The following is a 15,874-nucleotide window of genomic DNA, read 5'->3' as shown; positions in this document are numbered from 1 at the left end:
GGATGCAGCGTCAAGTCGCAGGACCGGCGTCCACCCGATTGCGGCCCGCATGCTTCGCGTTGTACAGATGCCGGTCGGCGTGCGCGACGAGTTCACCCGGGTCCACATCGCTGCCGGACGCCCGGACGAGGACGGCGACGCCGATGCTGGCCGTGACGACGCCGGACGGCGACTCCTGGTGCGGCAGTTGCAGGGCCTGGATCTCGTGGCGCAGCCGTTCCGCCACCGCCAGCGCGCCGGCCAGTTCGGTATCCGGCAGGATCACCGCGAATTCCTCGCCGCCGTAGCGTGCCGGCAGGTCGCGGTTGCGGTTGACCTGGGCCGCCAGGATGCGGCCGACCTCCTGCAGGCAGGCGTCGCCGGCCGGGTGGCCGTAGCGGTCATTGAATTTCTTGAAGTAGTCCACGTCCAGCAGCAGCAGGGCGGTCGGGGTGCCGGCAATCCGCGCATGGCGCAGCTCATGTGCGAGCACCTCGTCGAAGCGGCGCCGGTTGGCCAGCTGCGTCAGCTTGTCGGTATGGGCCAGCTCCTGCAGCCCGAGGTTGTCGCGCCGCAGATCGTGCGAATAGGCGCGCAGCTTCTGGTCGAGGCGGTCGCGGATGGCGAATTGCCGGATCAGCTTGCGGGCGAACAGCGCGAACACGGCGGCGATCAGCACCACTGCGGCGCCGATCAGCATGCTCGAGCGCTTCCAGGGGCCGAGCAGCTCGTCCTTGGTCTGGCCGACGGCGATCACGAAGGCGAAGTCGTCGACCCGGCGGTAACTGTACAGCCGCTCGATATTGTCGATCCGGGCGACCAGGAAGTCCGAGCCGACCGCATTGTCCCTGATGGCCTTGAATATCGCGCCGCCTGCGAGATTGGTGCCGATCAGCTTGTCGTCGAAAGGACGGCGGTAGATCACCGTGCCGTCTTCCAGGGCCAGCAGGACCGTGCCGGTCTTGCCGACGTCCAGCTCGTCGTAGATGCGTTCGAAGAAATTCACCTTCAGGGTCACCAGCGCCACGCCGGCGAAGCTGCCGTCGGGGTGGTCGATGCGGCGCGAGATCGGCAGCACCCAGACGCCGGTGGAGCGGCTTCGAACCGGATGGCCCACATAGATGTCGCGGCTGGCATGGGTGCGGTGGTGCTGGAAATAGGCGCGGTCCGAGTTGTCGCCCTGGGGTGTTCCAATCAGCGAGGACGCGAGCCAGCGGCCGTCGGCGGCATACACGAAGATCCCGTGCAGCTCGGGCGTGGTCCTGGTCAGCACGACCAGGTGGGCCTGGAGCCGCTTCATCGCGGCCGCATCGGTGCCATCATGTTCCACCCGCTCGACGACGTTCGCCAGGGCCATGGTGGTGGCCTTCATCGCGGTCTCGACCTGGACCCCGACCATGCGCGCCACGTTTGAGGTTGCCACTTCGGTCTGCTGGATCTGCGTATGCCGCGACGACCAGATGAACCAGGCCGCGAACGCGACCAGCAGGCTACAGCCCAGGGCGGTGGCAGCTACCACCAGGCGCACGACCGGGCGCCGCTTGCCGCTCAGGCGATCGACGTGGGTATCCAGGTTGTCGGTGGATGGATTCAATGCGCCTCACCAAAATAAGGTTGCGATGCTGTCCAAAAATTGTGCCATCAGAAAGAAAAGCCTGTCGCCGGACTGCTCCGGCGCGCCTGCGCTTGCCTGATCCTGCACAGTTGTTGCCTTTTCGTTTGGTGCGGCTCGTGCGCGCGCGAAGCCTGGTCTACATTCTCGGCATTACCCCATTCCAGAAGGAGTTCGCCATGACGACCGGCCCCGATCCATCCAGCCTGCCTCCCCAGGCGACACAGGTCAACCGGCGCGAGTTCGTGCTGTCGGTGCTGTCGGTGGCCGCGGCGAGCGGCGCCGTCGGTGCCGGCGAAGCCCAGGCCCAGCCTGTGGACGCCGCGCTGGAAGTCCACACCGGCGGCGTGCCGCTCAGCGTCGTGGTCAACGGGGAGCAGCGCGCGCTGACGGTCGATCCCAGGACGTCGGCGCTCGACCTGCTGCGCGAGCGGCTGGCGCTAACCGGCGCCAAGAAAGGCTGCGACCATGGCCAGTGCGGCGCCTGCACCATCCACGTCGACGGCCGCCGCGTCGTATCGTGCCTGACGCCGGCGCTGCAGCTCGAGGGCCGCCGTGTCGACACCATCGAAGGTTTGCAGCGGCCCGACGGCAGCCTGCACCCGATGCAGCAGGCCTTCATCGACCACGACGCCCTGCAGTGCGGCTACTGCACGCCGGGCCAGATCATGGCGGCGATCGCCTGTGTACGCGAAGGCAATGCGGGTTCGCCGGAACGGATCAAGGAGTACATGAGCGGCAATCTATGCCGCTGCGGCGCCTACAACGGCATCGTGGCCGCCATCGGCCAGGCCGCTGGCGACATGGGAAAGGTATGAGCCATGCGTGAATTCACCCTGATCCGTGCCCGTTCGCCCGAGCAGGCCGTGCAAGCCTTGGCCACTTATCCGGAAGCGCGCCTGATGGCGGGCGGCACCACCTTGTACGACTTGATGAAGCTCGGCGTCGAGCGTCCACCTGCCATCGTCGACATCAACGCGATCGAGGAATTGCGCGCCTTCGACACGTCCGGCGCGCGCGAGCTGGTATTCGGCAGCCTGGCGCGCATGAGCGACGTAGCGGCCGACCCGCGCCTGGTCAAGGATTATCCGGCGCTGTCGGAATCGCTGTGGCGCGCGGCCTCCCAGCAGTTGCGCAATATGGCCAGCCTGGGCGGCAACGTGCTGCAGCGTACGCGCTGCGCGTATTTTCGCGGCGGCGAGCCGTTCGCCTGCAACAAGCGGCTGCCGGGCAGCGGCTGCGCGGCGCTGGACGGCATCGACCGCGGCCACGCCCTGCTGGGAACGAGCCCCAGCTGCATCGCCACCTATCCCGGCGACTTCGCGGTCGCCCTGGTCGCCTTCGACGCCGTGCTCGATGTGCTGGGGCCGAACGGCGTGCGCAGCATCCCGGTGGAGGCGCTGCACCGGCTGCCGGGCGACCGGCCCGACCTCGAGACCACGCTGGCGCCGGGCGAGATCATCACCCGCATCCGGGTGCCGGTCACGCCCCTCGGGCGCGCCTCGACCTATCACAAGATCCGCGACCGCGAATCGTATGCCTTCGCCCTCAGCTCGGCCGCCGTGGCCCTGACGATGGACGGCAAGCGGGTCGCGCAGGCCCGCATCGCGCTGGGCGGCGTCGCCACCAAGCCGTGGCGCGCGCGCCTGGCCGCGCAGGGCCTGGCCGGCCGCGAACTGACCATCGAGACCGCGCTGGCGGCCGGCTTCGCAGCCTTCGCGGATGCCAGGGCCGGACACCACAACGCCTTCCGTATCGAGCTCGGCGCCCGCACTGTGGCCGACGCGCTGATGATCGCAGCACAAAGGACTTCAATATGAACGATTCGGCATTCCCCAAACAGCCGCGCGTCGACGCGCGCGACAAGGTCCGCGGCGCCGCGCTGTACGCGGCCGACCAGGCGTTGCCCGGCATGCTGCATGCGGCGCTGGCGGTGTCCACCATCAACCGCGGCGCGGTGCGGTCGATCGATACCCGGGCCGCGCGGGAGGTAGGGGGCGTTCGGCTGGTGCTGACCCACGCCGACATGGGCGACTACAAGCCGGCCGGCCACGTGCTGGGCGGCGGCTTCGCCTTCCAGAGCATGCAGCCGATGCTGGAGTCAGGGATCGCGTATCGCGGCCAGCCGATCGCGCTGGTGGTGGCCGACACGCTGGAAGCGGCGCTCGAAGCGGCCTCGCTGATCCGGGCGAAGTATGACGAGCAGCCTTTCCAGGTGACCCTGGACGCGCCGGCGAAGGACATCGTGCCGCAACAGGGTTCGCCGCTGCCGCAGCAGATGTTCGCCGACAAGGTGGCGGGTGATGCCGACGCCGCCTACGCCGGCGCGGCGCACAAGATCGATGCCGAATACCTGCATCCGCCCCAGCACCAGAACCCGATCGAGCTGGTGTCGACCGTGGCCGAGTGGCGCAAGGGCACCCTGGTGATCCACGAGGGCACGCAGAACAGCGGGGCGATCCGCCACGGCCTGGCGCGCCAGTTGAACCTCGACCCGGCGCGCATCGAAGTGATCTCGCCGCAGTGCGGCGGTGGCTTCGGCCTCAAGAACTCGCTGCAGATGCAGACCCTGTTCGCGGCGGTGGCGGCGCGCAGGCTCGGCCAGCCGGTCAAGCTGGTGGTGCCGCGCAGCCAGCTGTTCCACGACGCCAGCTTCCGCCCGGCCAGCCGCCACCACATCCAGCTGGGCGCCGACGCCTCCGGCAAGATGGTGGCCGCCATCCATGAAGCCGACCAGCAGACTTCGCGCCACGACCTGTTCCCGGCCTCGTACGCCGACATGAGCGCGCGCCTGTACGGCATCCCGAATTTCCGCGGGCGCGAGCGGCTGGTGCGCACCGACGTGCAGACGCCGGGCTATATGCGCGCGCCGTTCGAGCAACCGGCGTCCTTCGCCTTCGAATCGGCGGTCGATGAACTGGCCCAGCAACTGGGCATCGATCCGGTGGAACTCAGGCTGCGCAACGATACGCAAACCGATGCGCTCAGTGGCAAGCCGCTGTCTTCGCGCTTCATGGCCGAATGCCTGCGCGAAGGCGCGCGCCGCTTCGGCTGGAGCCGGCGCGATGCGCGCCCCTCCTCGATGAAGGCGGCGGACGGCGCCGCCATCGGCTGGGGCGTGGCCTGCGGCGCCTACAAGGCCGCGACCAGCCCGGCGATCGCGCGCATCGCCGCCACCCGCGACGGCCGCATCCTGTTCACGGTGGCCGGCCACGAAATGGGGCAGGGGATGCGCACTGCGATCGCCAACGTGCTGGTGCGCCGTTTGCGGGTCGATCCGCAGGCGCTGGTGATCCAGATCGGCGACACCCGCGGCGCGCCCCAGCACCTGACCGCCGGCTCCTGGGGCACGGCCAGCGTGGTGCCGGCGGCGGAAGAAGCCGCGCAGGCGCTGCTGGACGCACTGGCGCAGCTGGCGCCTGGCCATGATTCGGCTTTGAGACCGGCCGAGGTGCTGGCGCTGGCGCAGCGCGAGCGCATCGAGGCCGAGGTGCGGCGCAAGGCGCCGGGCCAGCCGGACGCCGTCTACGGCCGTCTGCAGGGCGGCATGCCGGCGCCGGCGGGGCCGGTGTATCCGGAATTCGTGTCGATGAGCTACGCGGTCCACTTCGTCGAGGTGAACGTGGAGCCGGTGACGCGCCGCATCCGCGTGCCGCGCGTGGTGAGCATGATCGACTGCGGGCGCGTGGTGAGCCCCGTGACGGCCGACAGCCAGGTGCGCGGCGGCGTGGTGTGGGGCATCGGCGCCGCCCTGCGCGAAATCAGCGAGGTCGATCCGCGCTACGGTGGCTTCCTGAATGCCGACCTGGCCGAATACGTGCTGCCGGTGCATGCCGATATCGGGCAGATCGACGTGGGCTTCATCGACCGGCCCGACCCGCTGCTCAATGCGAGCGGCGTCAAGGGACTGGGCGAGGTGGCGATGGTGGGCGTGGCGGCGGCGATCGCCAATGCGGTGCATCACGCAACCGGCAAACGCATCCGCCGGCTGCCGATCCGGATCGAAGACGTCCTTTAAATTGCGAGTTCCGGCGCCGCAACGGTGGCCGGACGCCGCGCATCGCGCCGCGGCGGCGCGCCGAACAGGCGCGCATACTCGCGCGTAAACTGCGAGCTGCTTTCGTAGCCGACCTCGAACGCCGCCTTGTTGGCGGTGGCCCCCTCATACAGCATCAGGCGCCGCGCCTCGATCAGGCGCAGGCGCTTCTGGTACTGCACCGGCGTGAGCGAGGTGTAGTCCTTGAAGTGCTTGTGGAAGGCCGACAGGCTCATCGACGCAGCCTGGGCCAGTTCCTCGACCCGCAGCTTCTGGTGGTAAGACAGGCGCAGCATGGCCACCGCGCGGTTCAGCCGCACCGGATGCGCCTCGGGCGCCATGGACGCACGCAACTGGCGGCCATGCGCGCCGTTGAGCAGCCAGAAATGCAGTTCGCGCATCAGGCCGGGATGCAGGATCGCCACCGCCTCGGGGTGCGCGACCAGGTGCATCAGGCGGCGCGCGCAATCGAGGATCGCCGCGTCGACATCCTGGACCAGCAGTGTCGCCGCCGGGTCGGGCGGGCCTGGCCTGTTCTCGCGCAGCTGGTCGGCCAGTTCGGACAGCATGGCCATGTCGAGTTCGATCGCCAGCGCGATATAGGGACGCTCTGCCGATGCCGTCACCACCTGGCCCGTCACCGGCAGGTCGGCGCTGACGACGATCGCCTGGCCTTCGGCGCACAGCTTTTCCTGGCGCCCGGCCAGCAAGTGCTTTTCGCCCTGCAGCACCAGGCAGACCAGCGGCCGGTAGGTCGATTCGAGCTTGTCGCCCGGCTGGTCGAGACACATCATGCGCAGGCCCGGGATGGGCGTGAGCGCCAGGCCGTCGCGGTTCGCGTGGGCACGGGCGTAGTTGGCAACGGCGTCGAGTAATTCCTGGTTCATGGCCGATAGTGTGCCGCCGGTTGGCGCGGCTGTCCAGCGCAGCACATTCATGAACCAGGCTCATAAGCCCAGTTAAGTTCGAACCCGTTTCGGGCATGGGTTTGCCGCTACGATGCTCCCCTGACAAATCGCGCCACGTCCGCCGCCGGCGGCCGTGCGTTCGCCATAAAAATTATTGAACGATACGGAAAATCTCATGACCATCAAAGCCTACGGCGCGCATGCCGCCGACAAACCCCTGGAGTCCCTGGACATCACCCGCCGCGCCCCCGGCGCCCACGACGTCCAGATCGACATCGACTTCTGCGGCGTCTGCCACTCCGACCTGCACACGGTGCGCGCCGAATGGGCCGGCACCCTGTACCCCTGCGTGCCGGGCCATGAGATCGTGGGCCGCGTGTCGGCGGTCGGCGCCCACGTGAGCGGCCACAAGGTCGGCGACCTGGTCGGCGTCGGCTGCATGGTCGACAGCTGCAAGGCGTGCGCGGATTGCGGCGAAGGTCTCGAGAACTATTGCGACAATATGGTGGGCACCTATAACGGCCCGACCGCGGATGCGCCGGGCCACACGCTGGGCGGCTATTCGCAGCAGATCGTGGTCAACGAGCGCTTCGTGCTGCGCGTGACCCATCCGCAGGAGCAGCTGGCCGCCGTGGCCCCGCTGCTGTGCGCGGGCATCACCACCTGGTCGCCGCTGCGCCATTGGAACGCCGGTCCCGGCAAGCGCGTGGGCATCGTCGGCATCGGCGGCCTGGGCCACATGGGCATCAAGCTGGCCCATGCCCTGGGCGCCCACGTGGTCGCCTTCACCACCTCGGAATCGAAGCGCCAGGATGCCCTGGACCTGGGTGCAGACGAAGTCGTGATCTCGAAGGACGCGGCCGCGATGGCGGCCCAGGCCCAGCGCCTGGACCTGATCGTCAACACGGTCGCCGCGCCGCACGACCTGGACGCCTTCCTCAACCTGCTCAAGCGCGACGGCACCATGGTGCTGGTCGGCGCGCCCGAGTCGCCGCATCCGTCGCCGCAGGTGTTCAACCTGATCACGAAGCGCCGCGCGATCGCCGGCTCGATGATCGGCGGCATCCCGGAAACCCAGGAAATGCTCGACTTCTGCGCCGAACATGGAATCGTGGCCGACATCGAGATGATCCGCGCCGACGACATCAACGGCGCCTACGAGCGCATGCTCAAGGGCGACGTCAAGTACCGCTTCGTGATCGATAACGCCAGCCTGGCGGCTTGATTCATCCTCTAGCCCGCAACGCGGGCCTTCACGAGCGGCGTCGCCGCTCGTCCCGCATCAACCCTGTTTGCTCAACAATGAATCCAACCATTTCCGCCGCTTGCGACAGCAAGCCGGCCCAGCCCGCGGCATGGGGCGCCGTGATGGCGATGTCGCTCGCCGCCTTCTCCCTGGTCGCCTCCGAATTCATGCCGGTCAGCCTGCTCACGCCGCTGGCCGCCGAGCTGCGCATCAGCGAAGGCCAGGCCGGCCAGTCGATCGCGATTTCCGGCCTTTTCGCGCTGTTTACCAGCCTGTTCCTCGGCTCGATCGTCGGACGGCTCGACCGCAAGATCCTGCTGCTGGGCCTGACCTGCCTGATGATCGTCTCCGGCACCGTGGCCGCGTTCGCGCCCAACTACTTCCTGTTCATGGTCGGCCGCGCGCTGATCGGCGTTGCCATCGGCGGTTTCTGGTCGATGTCGGCGGCGACCGTCATGCGCCTGGTGCCCGCGCGCGACGTGCCGCGCGCCCTGGCCCTGCTCAATGGCGGCAATGCGCTGGCGACCGTCATCGCGGCGCCGGCCGGCAGCTATCTCGGCGCCATCATCGGCTGGCGCGGCGCTTTCTTTTGCCTGGTGCCGGTGGCGGCGATCGCGCTCGCCTGGCTGCTGTTCAGCCTTCCCGCGCTGCGCGCCAGCCAGGCCCCGGCGGCGGGCGGCATCCCGCGCCTGTTGCGGCGGCCGGCGGTCGTCCTCGGCATGGCGGCGGTAAGCCTGCTGTTCATGGGGCAGTTCGCACTGTTTACTTATCTGCGCCCATTCCTGGAGGGCGTCACCGGCGTGAGCGCCGCGACCCTGTCGCTGATGCTGCTGGTGCTGGGCGTGGCCGGCTTCGTCGGCACGACCCTGATCGGCGCCGTGCTCAAGGATCGCTTGTACCGGGTGCTGGTGGCAATGCCGCTCGCGATGGCGCTGGTGGCCGGCGCGCTGGTCGCCTTCGGCCATTCGGCGGCCGCGGTGACCGTGCTGCTCGCGCTCTGGGGCCTGGTCGGGACCTCGGCGCCGGTCGGCTGGTGGACCTGGCTGGCCCAGACCCTGCCGGACGACGCCGAAGCCGGCGGCGGCCTGATGGTGGCCGTGGTCCAGCTCGCGATCATGCTCGGCGCGACCCTGGGCGGCCTGCTGTTCGACGCCAGCGGCTATCGCGCGACCTTTTACCTGAGCGCGGGCCTGCTGGTTGCCGCCGCCGTAGTTGCCCTGCTGGCGGCACGGTCGGCGCGCCATGCCGATTCATGAGCAGGAAACATAAGGCTATGCCGTGTCCTTCATGAATCGCAGGAAGGGCTTGCCGTAACATCAACCGGATTTTTTAACCGCTGACAGAAGGAAGCATACCTGATGGACGACTCCACCAACATCAACCAGACCCGGCGCGGTGTCCTGATCGGCGGCGCGCTCGGCGCGACGGCGGCGGCCCTGCCGCTGGCAGGCGCCCAGGCGGCGCAAGGCGCAGCCGGCGCGGCCCAGACGCCGGCGCCGGTGACCAGCAAGGTCACCCTGCGCGTGAACGGCCAGCCGCGCGAGCTGACGCTCGACACCCGCACCACGCTGCTCGACGCGCTGCGCGAAAACCTCCACCTGACCGGCACCAAGAAGGGCTGCGACCAGGGCCAGTGCGGCGCCTGCACGGTGCTGGTCGACGGCCGCCGCATCAATTCCTGCCTGAGCCTCGCGATCATGCACGACGGCGCCGAGATCACCACCATCGAAGGCATGGGCACGCCCGACAAGCTGCATCCAATGCAGGCGGCGTTCGTCAAGCATGACGGCTTCCAGTGCGGCTACTGTACCCCGGGGCAGATCTGTTCGGCCGTGGCGGTGATCGACGAGATCCGCCAGGGCATCCCGAGCCATGTGACCGGCGACCTGAACGCCAAGCCGCTGCTGTCCGTCGACGAGATCCGCGAGCGCATGAGCGGCAATATCTGCCGCTGCGGCGCCTATTCGAACATCATCGACGCGATCAAGGAAGTCGGAGGAGTCAAGGCATGAAGGCATTCAGCTATCAGAAGGCCGCGACCCCGGCCGAAGCGGCGGCGGCCGCCGCCAAGAACCCCAACACGCGTTTCATCGCGGGCGGCACCAACCTGCTCGACCTGATGAAGCTCGAGATCGAAACCCCGGCCCACCTGATCGACGTGAACGGCCTGGCGCTCGACAAGATCGAGGCGACGAAGGAGGGCGGCCTGCGCATCGGCGCGCTGGTGCGCAACACCGACCTGGCGGCCGATGCGCGCGTGCGCAAGGATTACGCGGTGCTGTCGCGCGCGCTGCTGGCCGGCGCCTCGACCCAGTTGCGCAACAAGGCGACCACCGCCGGCAATCTGCTGCAGCGCACCCGCTGCCCCTACTTCTACGACACCAATATGCCGTGCAACAAGCGCTTTCCCGGCAGCGGCTGCTCGGCCATCGGCGGCCACACGCGCGGCCATGCGATCGTGGGCCAGAGCGATGCCTGCATCGCCACCCATCCGAGCGATATGGCGGTGGCCATGCAACTGCTGGACGCCGGCGTCGAGACCGTGCGGTCCGACGGCAGCGCGCGCACGATCCCGATCGCCGACTTCTATCGGCTGCCGGGCACGACGCCGCACATCGAGCACACCCTGATGCCGGGTGAGCTGATCACGGCGGTGACCTTGCCCAAGCCGCTGGGCGGCAAGCATTACTACCGCAAGGTGCGCGACCGCGCCTCGTACGCTTTTGCCTTGATTTCGGTGGCGGCCGTGGTGCAGCCGGATGGCAGCGGCCGCGTGGCCGTGGGCGGCGTGGCGCACAAGCCGTGGCGCGTGCCGGCGGCGGAAAGCCAGCTGCCGCGCGGCGGCAAGGCCACCACCGCGCAATTGCTGGCCGGCGCCCGCACGACCGACGACAACGCGTACAAGATCCTGCTCGTCGAGCGCACGCTCGATGCCATCCTGGCGCAAGCCCGCGCGAGCTGAATGAAAGGCTTGAGACCATGAAATTCACCAAACCAGAAACCACCAATCCGATCGACCAGATGAAGGTCGTCGGCAAGCCGCTGGATCGCATCGACGGCCCGCAGAAGACCACCGGCTCCGCCCCTTACGCCTACGAGCAGCATGCGGCAGCGCCGAATGCTGCCTACGGCTACGTCATCGGCGCCGCGATCGCCAAGGGCCGCATCGTGTCGATCGACACCGCCGCGGCGCGCCGCGCGCCGGGTGTGATCGCCGTCGTCACCTACGAGAACGCCGGCAAGCTGGGCAAGGGCAACTTCAATACCGCCCACCTGCTGGCCGGCCCGGAAGTGCAGCACTACCACCAGGCGGTCGGCGTCGTCGTGGCCGAGACCTTCGAGCAGGCGCGCGCCGCGTCATCGCTGGTGAAGGTCGAGTACGCGAAGGCGAACGGCTCATACGACCTGGCCGCGGCGATGAACGCGGCGGTCACGCCCAAGACCGGCGATGCCGAGTCGAAGGTCGGCGATTTCGACGGCGCCTTCGCCGGCGCGCCGGTCAAGCTGGACGCCACCTACACCACGCCCGACCAGTCGCACGCGATGATGGAGCCGCATGCCTCGATCGCTTCGTGGGATGGCGACAAGGTGACCGTCTGGACCTCGAACCAGATGATCGACTGGGGCAAGCAAGACCTGGCCAAGACGCTCGGCATCCCGCCCCGCAACGTGCGCCTAGTCTCGCCTTATATCGGCGGCGGCTTCGGCGGCAAGCTGTTCCTGCGCTCCGAGGCGGTGCTGGCGGCGCTCGGCGCCCGCGCGGCCAAGCGGCCGGTCAAGGTCGCGCTGCAGCGCGCGCTGATGATCAACAACACCACCCACCGGCCGGCCACGATCCAGCGCATCCGCATCGGCGCCACGCGCGAAGGCCGCATCAACGCCATTGCCCACGAAAGCTGGTCGGGCGACCTGCCGGGCGGCGGACCGGAAACCGCGGTCCAGCAGACCCGCTTTCTGTACGCGGGCGCTAATCGCCTGACCCGCCTGCAACTGGCCACGCTCGACCTGCCCGAGGGGAATGCGATGCGCGCGCCGGGCGAGGCGCCGGGCATGATGGCGCTCGAGGTGGCGATGGACGAGATGGCCGAGAAGCTCAAGATGGACCCGGTCACCTTCCGCGTCGTCAACGACACCACGGTCGACCCCGAAAAACCGGGCCGCAAGTTCTCGCAGCGCCGCTATGTGCAGTGCCTGCGCCAGGGCGCCGAACGCTTCGGCTGGGATAAACGCCAGGCCAAGCCCGGCCAGGTGCGCGAGGGCCAGTGGCTGGTCGGGATGGGCATGGCCTCGGCCTTCCGCAACAATATGAACCTGAAGTCGGCCGCGCGCGTGCGCCTGGAAAGCGATGGCAAGGTGACGGTCGAAACCGATATGACCGATATCGGCACCGGCAGCTACACCATCATCGCGCAGACCGCGGCCGAGATGCTCGGCCTGCCGGTCGAGCGCATCAACGTGCGCCTGGGGGACTCGGATTATCCGGTGTCGGCCGGTTCGGGCGGCCAGTGGGGCGCCAACAGCGCCACCGCCGGCGTCTACGCGGCCTGCGTCAAGCTGCGCGAGCAGATCGCGCAGAAGGCGGGACTGGATGCGGCCAAGGCCGAATTCCATGACGGCGCGGTGCGCGTGGGCGCTCGTTCGGTGCCGTTGACCGAGGTGGCCAAGGGCGGGGTCATCGTGGCCGAGGACACGATGGAATACGGCGACCTGGAAAAGAAGATGCAGCAGTCGACCTTCGGCGCCCATTTCGTCGAGGTCGCGGTGGACGTCGCCACGGCCGAGGTGCGCGTGCGGCGCATGCTGTCGGTGTGCGCGGCGGGCCGCATCCTCAACCCGAAGTCGGCACGCAGCCAGGTGATCGGCGCGATGACGATGGGCGTGGGTGGCGCGCTGATGGAACACCTGGCCGTCGACAAGCGCCTGGGCTTCTTCGTCAACCACGACCTGGCAAGCTACGAGGTGCCGGTGCACGCCGACATCCCGCACCAGGAGGTGATCTTCATCGACGAGACCGATCCGACGACGTCGCCGATGAAGGCCAAGGGCATCGGTGAACTGGGTCTGTGCGGTGTCGGCGCGGCGGTGGCAAACGCGATCTACAACGCCACCGGCGTGCGCGTGCGCGACTATCCGGTCACGCTCGACAAGATGCTGCAGAAGATGCCGTCGCTGGCTTGACGGCAGGCGATCGGGGCTACTCCTTGAAACGGATGGCGTCGATCACCAGCATCAGCGCGCGCGAGGAATGGCGGCGGCTGGGGTAGAAGGCGTGCAGGGGTTCGAAGGGAACGCACCAGTCGTCCATCACGCTCACCAGCCGCCCGGCCTGCAAATGCGGGCCGACCAGGCTCTCGGGCAGGAAGGCCAGGCCGACGCCGTGCAATGCGGCGTCCAGCATGTGGTAGACGTTGGTGAACACCGACTGCCCACGCACGCGCGCTTCCAGCGGCTGGCCCTCGTGAGCGAGTTCCCACGCATACAACCCGCCGCTGCTGGGCAGGCGCAAGGTGATGCAGTTGTGCTTCATGAGGTCCTGCAGCGAGGCCGGCACCGGGCGCCGCTCGAAATAGGCGGGGGCGCCGACGATCCGCATCGGCACCTCCGCCGTCAGGCGTACGCCGATCATGTCCTTCTCGAGCTGGTCGCCATGGCGCACGCCGATATCGTAGCGCTCGGCGGCGATGTCGATCAGGCGGTAGTCGGAGCTGATCTCGACGTGCAGGTCGGGGTATTGCGGCAGCAGCGGCGCGATGCGCGGCCACAGGATGGTGTCGATCACGTGGTCGATCGCGGTGATGCGGATGGTGCCTGCCGGCTTGTCGCCCAGGTCGCTGACGGCCGTGATCTCGGCCTCGATCTCTTCCAGCCGTGGGCCCACGTTCTGCAGCAGGCGCTCGCCGGCCTCGGTGGGCGACACGCTGCGGGTGGTGCGCGTGAGCAGGCGCACGCCCAGGCGCGCTTCCAGCGAGCGCACGATGTGGCTGAGCGCCGACTGGGTCATGCCGAGCTTCGCCGCAGCGCGCGTGAAGCTGCGCTCGCGGGCGACGGCGAGAAAGACGAGGATATCGTTGATGTTGTCACGGGCCATTGATTGATGATACAGGAACATCAAACAGGCCGTGCATCAATGATTATTTTTCATGGATTCGTGCTTTTGAGCCAGTCGCGGCCCTTCGCGTCCAGCGCGGCGTCGATGACGTCCTGCGGCAGGCTGTAGACCGTGGCCCAGGTGGCGCGGCCGTCGGCGGCATTGGACGGGAAGCTGGTGGTGTCGATCGGCCAGTGGTATTTGCGTTTGAGGGCGCGGACGATGGCGGCCAGGGTCACGCGGCCGCGCAGCGGTTCGGCGCCGGTCTGGTCGGCGCCCGACAACAGGACGGCCAGCACGGCGCCGCGTGCGGTGCGTGGGCCAGGGAAGATGGGATTTTTGCGCGGCATGCGCGGATTCTAACCGGCTGCGGCGAATTTCGCGCCGCGCACATGCGTTTCGCGCCGCGGCGGCGGCGCTTCGTCGCATCGTGGCGCGGCCCGGGCGGCGGGCCGACATACTGGCGCCACTTCCAACCACTTGCCGGAGCCCGCCATGCTGATCCAGATCCTGAGCCACACGCCTCTTTATGTCTGGGCCATCCTCGCCTTCCTCGTGTGGCGCGGCGTCGCCGAACTGCGCGAGCGTGAGATCGCCATGCCCCGGATGTTCGTGCTGCCGCTGGTGATGCTGATCCTGTCCCTGCACGATATCGCGCGCAAGTTCGGATTCGACGCGACTGCGTTCATCGCATGGACGGCGGCGTTTGCCGCGGCGGCGCTGCTGGCCTGGCGCTTCGGCCGCGTGCGCGTGGCGCCCGGCAGTGCGCCGGGCCGGGTGCGCGTGGCCGGCAGCGTCGTCCCGCTGGTGCTGATGCTGTCGATCTTCACGCTCAAGTACGTGACGTCGGTGCTGCTGGCCGTGCGTCCGGACCTGGCGGGCCAGCCGATGGTGGCGGCCGGGGTGTGCGCCATGTTCGGCGTCTTCAACGGCTACTTCCTGGGCCGCCTGCTGCGCGACGTCGGGTTCGACGCTCGCGCCTGCGTCAGCCGCCGTGCGGCAGATTCCTGACGCAGCCTTCCAGCCCGGCGCGGGTCAGGAACACGCTCGGGATGCCCTGGGCGAAGCTGCCCACTTCATACGGATCCCAGTGAAACTCGATGCCGGTCGGCGTCGGGATGAACTTCGGTTCCTTGAATACGTCCAGCGTCCCTTGTTCGGCCCACGACAATCCTTGCGCGGCCAACCTGGCCACGAGCGCGGCCGAGACCTTGTCACGACAGGCCGTGCCGGCGTCGACGAAGCCCGTGAAACGGGTATGCACGGCCTTGCCGCCGCCAAGCGCATAGTGACGCATCAATGAAGCGTAGTTGCCGTGGGCGGCGCCATAGCCGAAGGTCCAGGCGCTGGCGTCGAGCGACAGTTGGCCCTTCGAATGCCAGCGCACCAGGATCTTGTTGGTGCATTCGGTATCCGCATCGCAGCGGCCGGCCATCTCGCGCACCCAGGCGTCCAGCACCTCGTCCCCGAATACCGGAAACACGGCGGAAAACACGAATGGCTGGTCCGAGCCCTCGGCCTGCGCCTGTGGCGACGGCCGGGTGACCGCGACCGCATGGTACGCCACGATGCGCTTCAACGAAAATGGCAAGGTCTTGGCCGGCTCTTCCTGCGTCCAGCTGCCCTTGCCGGTGTGCCGGTCGGCGTCGAGGGCGATCGAGAACCGTTCGGGCGCCTGGGCGCCGGAGTCGAGCAGGGGCGCCAGGTTCGTCACGCCGACCGGCGCCTCCAGCACTGCCAGGCTGCGGGCCTTGCCCATGTAGTCGCGCGGGAACCAGTAGGCGTTGTCCATGATCTTCGCGGCGTCGCCCGGCAGGCCGCCAGGCGCCGGATAGGCCAGCGCGACCTGGAACGGCCTGCCGTCCGGGAAGCGGCCTTCATACAGGCCACCGGCCTCCCACTCGATCCGCTCGGGCGCCTGCAGCAGGTCGCCATGGTCTTGCGCCGTGGCCGGGCCGGTGAGCGCCAGCAGCGCAGGCAGGAGGCAGGCGACCGCTCTCAATCC

General features: G+C 68.5%; 14 protein-coding genes. 9 read left to right on the top strand and 5 right to left on the bottom strand.

Features of this window, described 5'->3' with window-relative positions:
• Positions 1-10: 10 nt before the first annotated feature.
• Complete coding sequence (locus tag SOM28_RS21175) at positions 11-1,573, bottom strand: GGDEF domain-containing protein (protein ID WP_320469356.1); 1,563 nt, start codon at positions 1,571-1,573, stop codon at positions 11-13.
• A 197-nt stretch (positions 1,574-1,770) separates the two neighbouring features.
• Between SOM28_RS21175 and SOM28_RS21170 the strand changes: the two genes are divergently transcribed.
• The 3 genes from SOM28_RS21170 to SOM28_RS21160 are packed head-to-tail and all read left to right on the top strand — an operon-like array spanning position 1,771 to position 5,609.
• Positions 1,771-2,409: a (2Fe-2S)-binding protein gene (locus SOM28_RS21170; RefSeq protein ID WP_414675191.1), complete on the top strand. Its 639-nt coding sequence runs from the start codon at positions 1,771-1,773 to the stop codon at positions 2,407-2,409.
• Positions 2,410-2,412: 3 nt separating this feature from the next.
• A complete protein-coding gene (locus tag SOM28_RS21165) occupies positions 2,413-3,411 on the top strand; it encodes an FAD binding domain-containing protein (RefSeq protein ID WP_123071307.1) in 999 nt (332 codons plus the stop codon).
• On the top strand, positions 3,408-5,609 hold the full coding sequence (locus tag SOM28_RS21160; protein ID WP_123071308.1) for a xanthine dehydrogenase family protein molybdopterin-binding subunit: 2,202 nt from the start codon (positions 3,408-3,410) through the stop codon (positions 5,607-5,609). Before SOM28_RS21165 ends, SOM28_RS21160 begins: the two co-directional genes overlap by 4 nt.
• On the opposite strand, the gene SOM28_RS21155 is transcribed toward SOM28_RS21160, so the two are convergent.
• The gene (locus SOM28_RS21155; RefSeq protein ID WP_320469354.1) at positions 5,606-6,565 is read right to left on the bottom strand and encodes an AraC family transcriptional regulator; all 960 of its coding nucleotides are present in this window, start codon (positions 6,563-6,565) and stop codon (positions 5,606-5,608) included. The genes SOM28_RS21160 and SOM28_RS21155 overlap by 4 nt on opposite strands.
• A gap of 145 nt (positions 6,566-6,710) precedes the next feature.
• Here SOM28_RS21155 and SOM28_RS21150 point away from each other — a divergent pair, with 145 nt between their 5' ends.
• From SOM28_RS21150 to paoC, 5 genes are all read left to right on the top strand, one after another.
• On the top strand, positions 6,711-7,760 hold the full coding sequence (locus SOM28_RS21150) for an NAD(P)-dependent alcohol dehydrogenase (RefSeq protein WP_123071309.1): 1,050 nt from the start codon (positions 6,711-6,713) through the stop codon (positions 7,758-7,760).
• Between the two features lie 77 nt (positions 7,761-7,837).
• Complete coding sequence (locus SOM28_RS21145; RefSeq protein WP_320469353.1) at positions 7,838-9,037, top strand: MFS transporter; 1,200 nt, start codon at positions 7,838-7,840, stop codon at positions 9,035-9,037.
• 102 nt (positions 9,038-9,139) lie between these two features.
• The gene (gene paoA / locus SOM28_RS21140) at positions 9,140-9,793 is read left to right on the top strand and encodes an aldehyde dehydrogenase iron-sulfur subunit PaoA (protein WP_147936771.1); all 654 of its coding nucleotides are present in this window, start codon (positions 9,140-9,142) and stop codon (positions 9,791-9,793) included.
• Positions 9,790-10,743 (top strand): FAD binding domain-containing protein, encoded by a 954-nt coding sequence (locus SOM28_RS21135; RefSeq protein WP_320469352.1) that lies wholly within the window; start codon positions 9,790-9,792, stop codon positions 10,741-10,743. The genes paoA and SOM28_RS21135 overlap by 4 nt, the downstream gene beginning before the upstream one ends.
• Before the next feature lie 17 nt (positions 10,744-10,760).
• Positions 10,761-12,959 carry an aldehyde oxidoreductase molybdenum-binding subunit PaoC gene (gene paoC / locus SOM28_RS21130; protein ID WP_320469351.1) on the top strand — a complete coding sequence of 733 codons (2,199 nt, stop codon included), beginning with the start codon at positions 10,761-10,763 and terminating at the stop codon, positions 12,957-12,959.
• Positions 12,960-12,975: 16 nt separating this feature from the next.
• Here paoC and SOM28_RS21125 read toward each other — a convergent pair whose 3' ends face one another.
• A complete protein-coding gene (locus SOM28_RS21125; RefSeq protein WP_320469350.1) occupies positions 12,976-13,869 on the bottom strand; it encodes a LysR family transcriptional regulator in 894 nt (297 codons plus the stop codon).
• A 50-nt stretch (positions 13,870-13,919) separates the two neighbouring features.
• The gene (locus SOM28_RS21120) at positions 13,920-14,219 is read right to left on the bottom strand and encodes a hypothetical protein (protein WP_320469349.1); all 300 of its coding nucleotides are present in this window, start codon (positions 14,217-14,219) and stop codon (positions 13,920-13,922) included.
• A gap of 145 nt (positions 14,220-14,364) precedes the next feature.
• On the opposite strand from SOM28_RS21120, the gene SOM28_RS21115 reads away from it, so the two are divergent.
• Complete coding sequence (locus SOM28_RS21115; protein ID WP_320469348.1) at positions 14,365-14,880, top strand: DUF6622 family protein; 516 nt, start codon at positions 14,365-14,367, stop codon at positions 14,878-14,880.
• Here SOM28_RS21115 and SOM28_RS21110 read toward each other — a convergent pair.
• Positions 14,855-15,871, bottom strand: a complete 1,017-nt coding sequence (locus SOM28_RS21110) for an RsiV family protein (protein WP_320469347.1) — start codon at positions 15,869-15,871, stop codon at positions 14,855-14,857. The genes SOM28_RS21115 and SOM28_RS21110 overlap by 26 nt on opposite strands.
• Positions 15,872-15,874 lie beyond the last annotated feature (3 nt).

It is taken from the genome of Massilia sp. CFBP9026, assembly GCF_034045165.1.
GTDB lineage: Bacteria > Pseudomonadota > Gammaproteobacteria > Burkholderiales > Burkholderiaceae_D > Telluria > Telluria arenae.
Note: the sequence above shows the minus strand (reverse complement) of the source record. Positions and strands in the feature narration are given on the sequence as shown.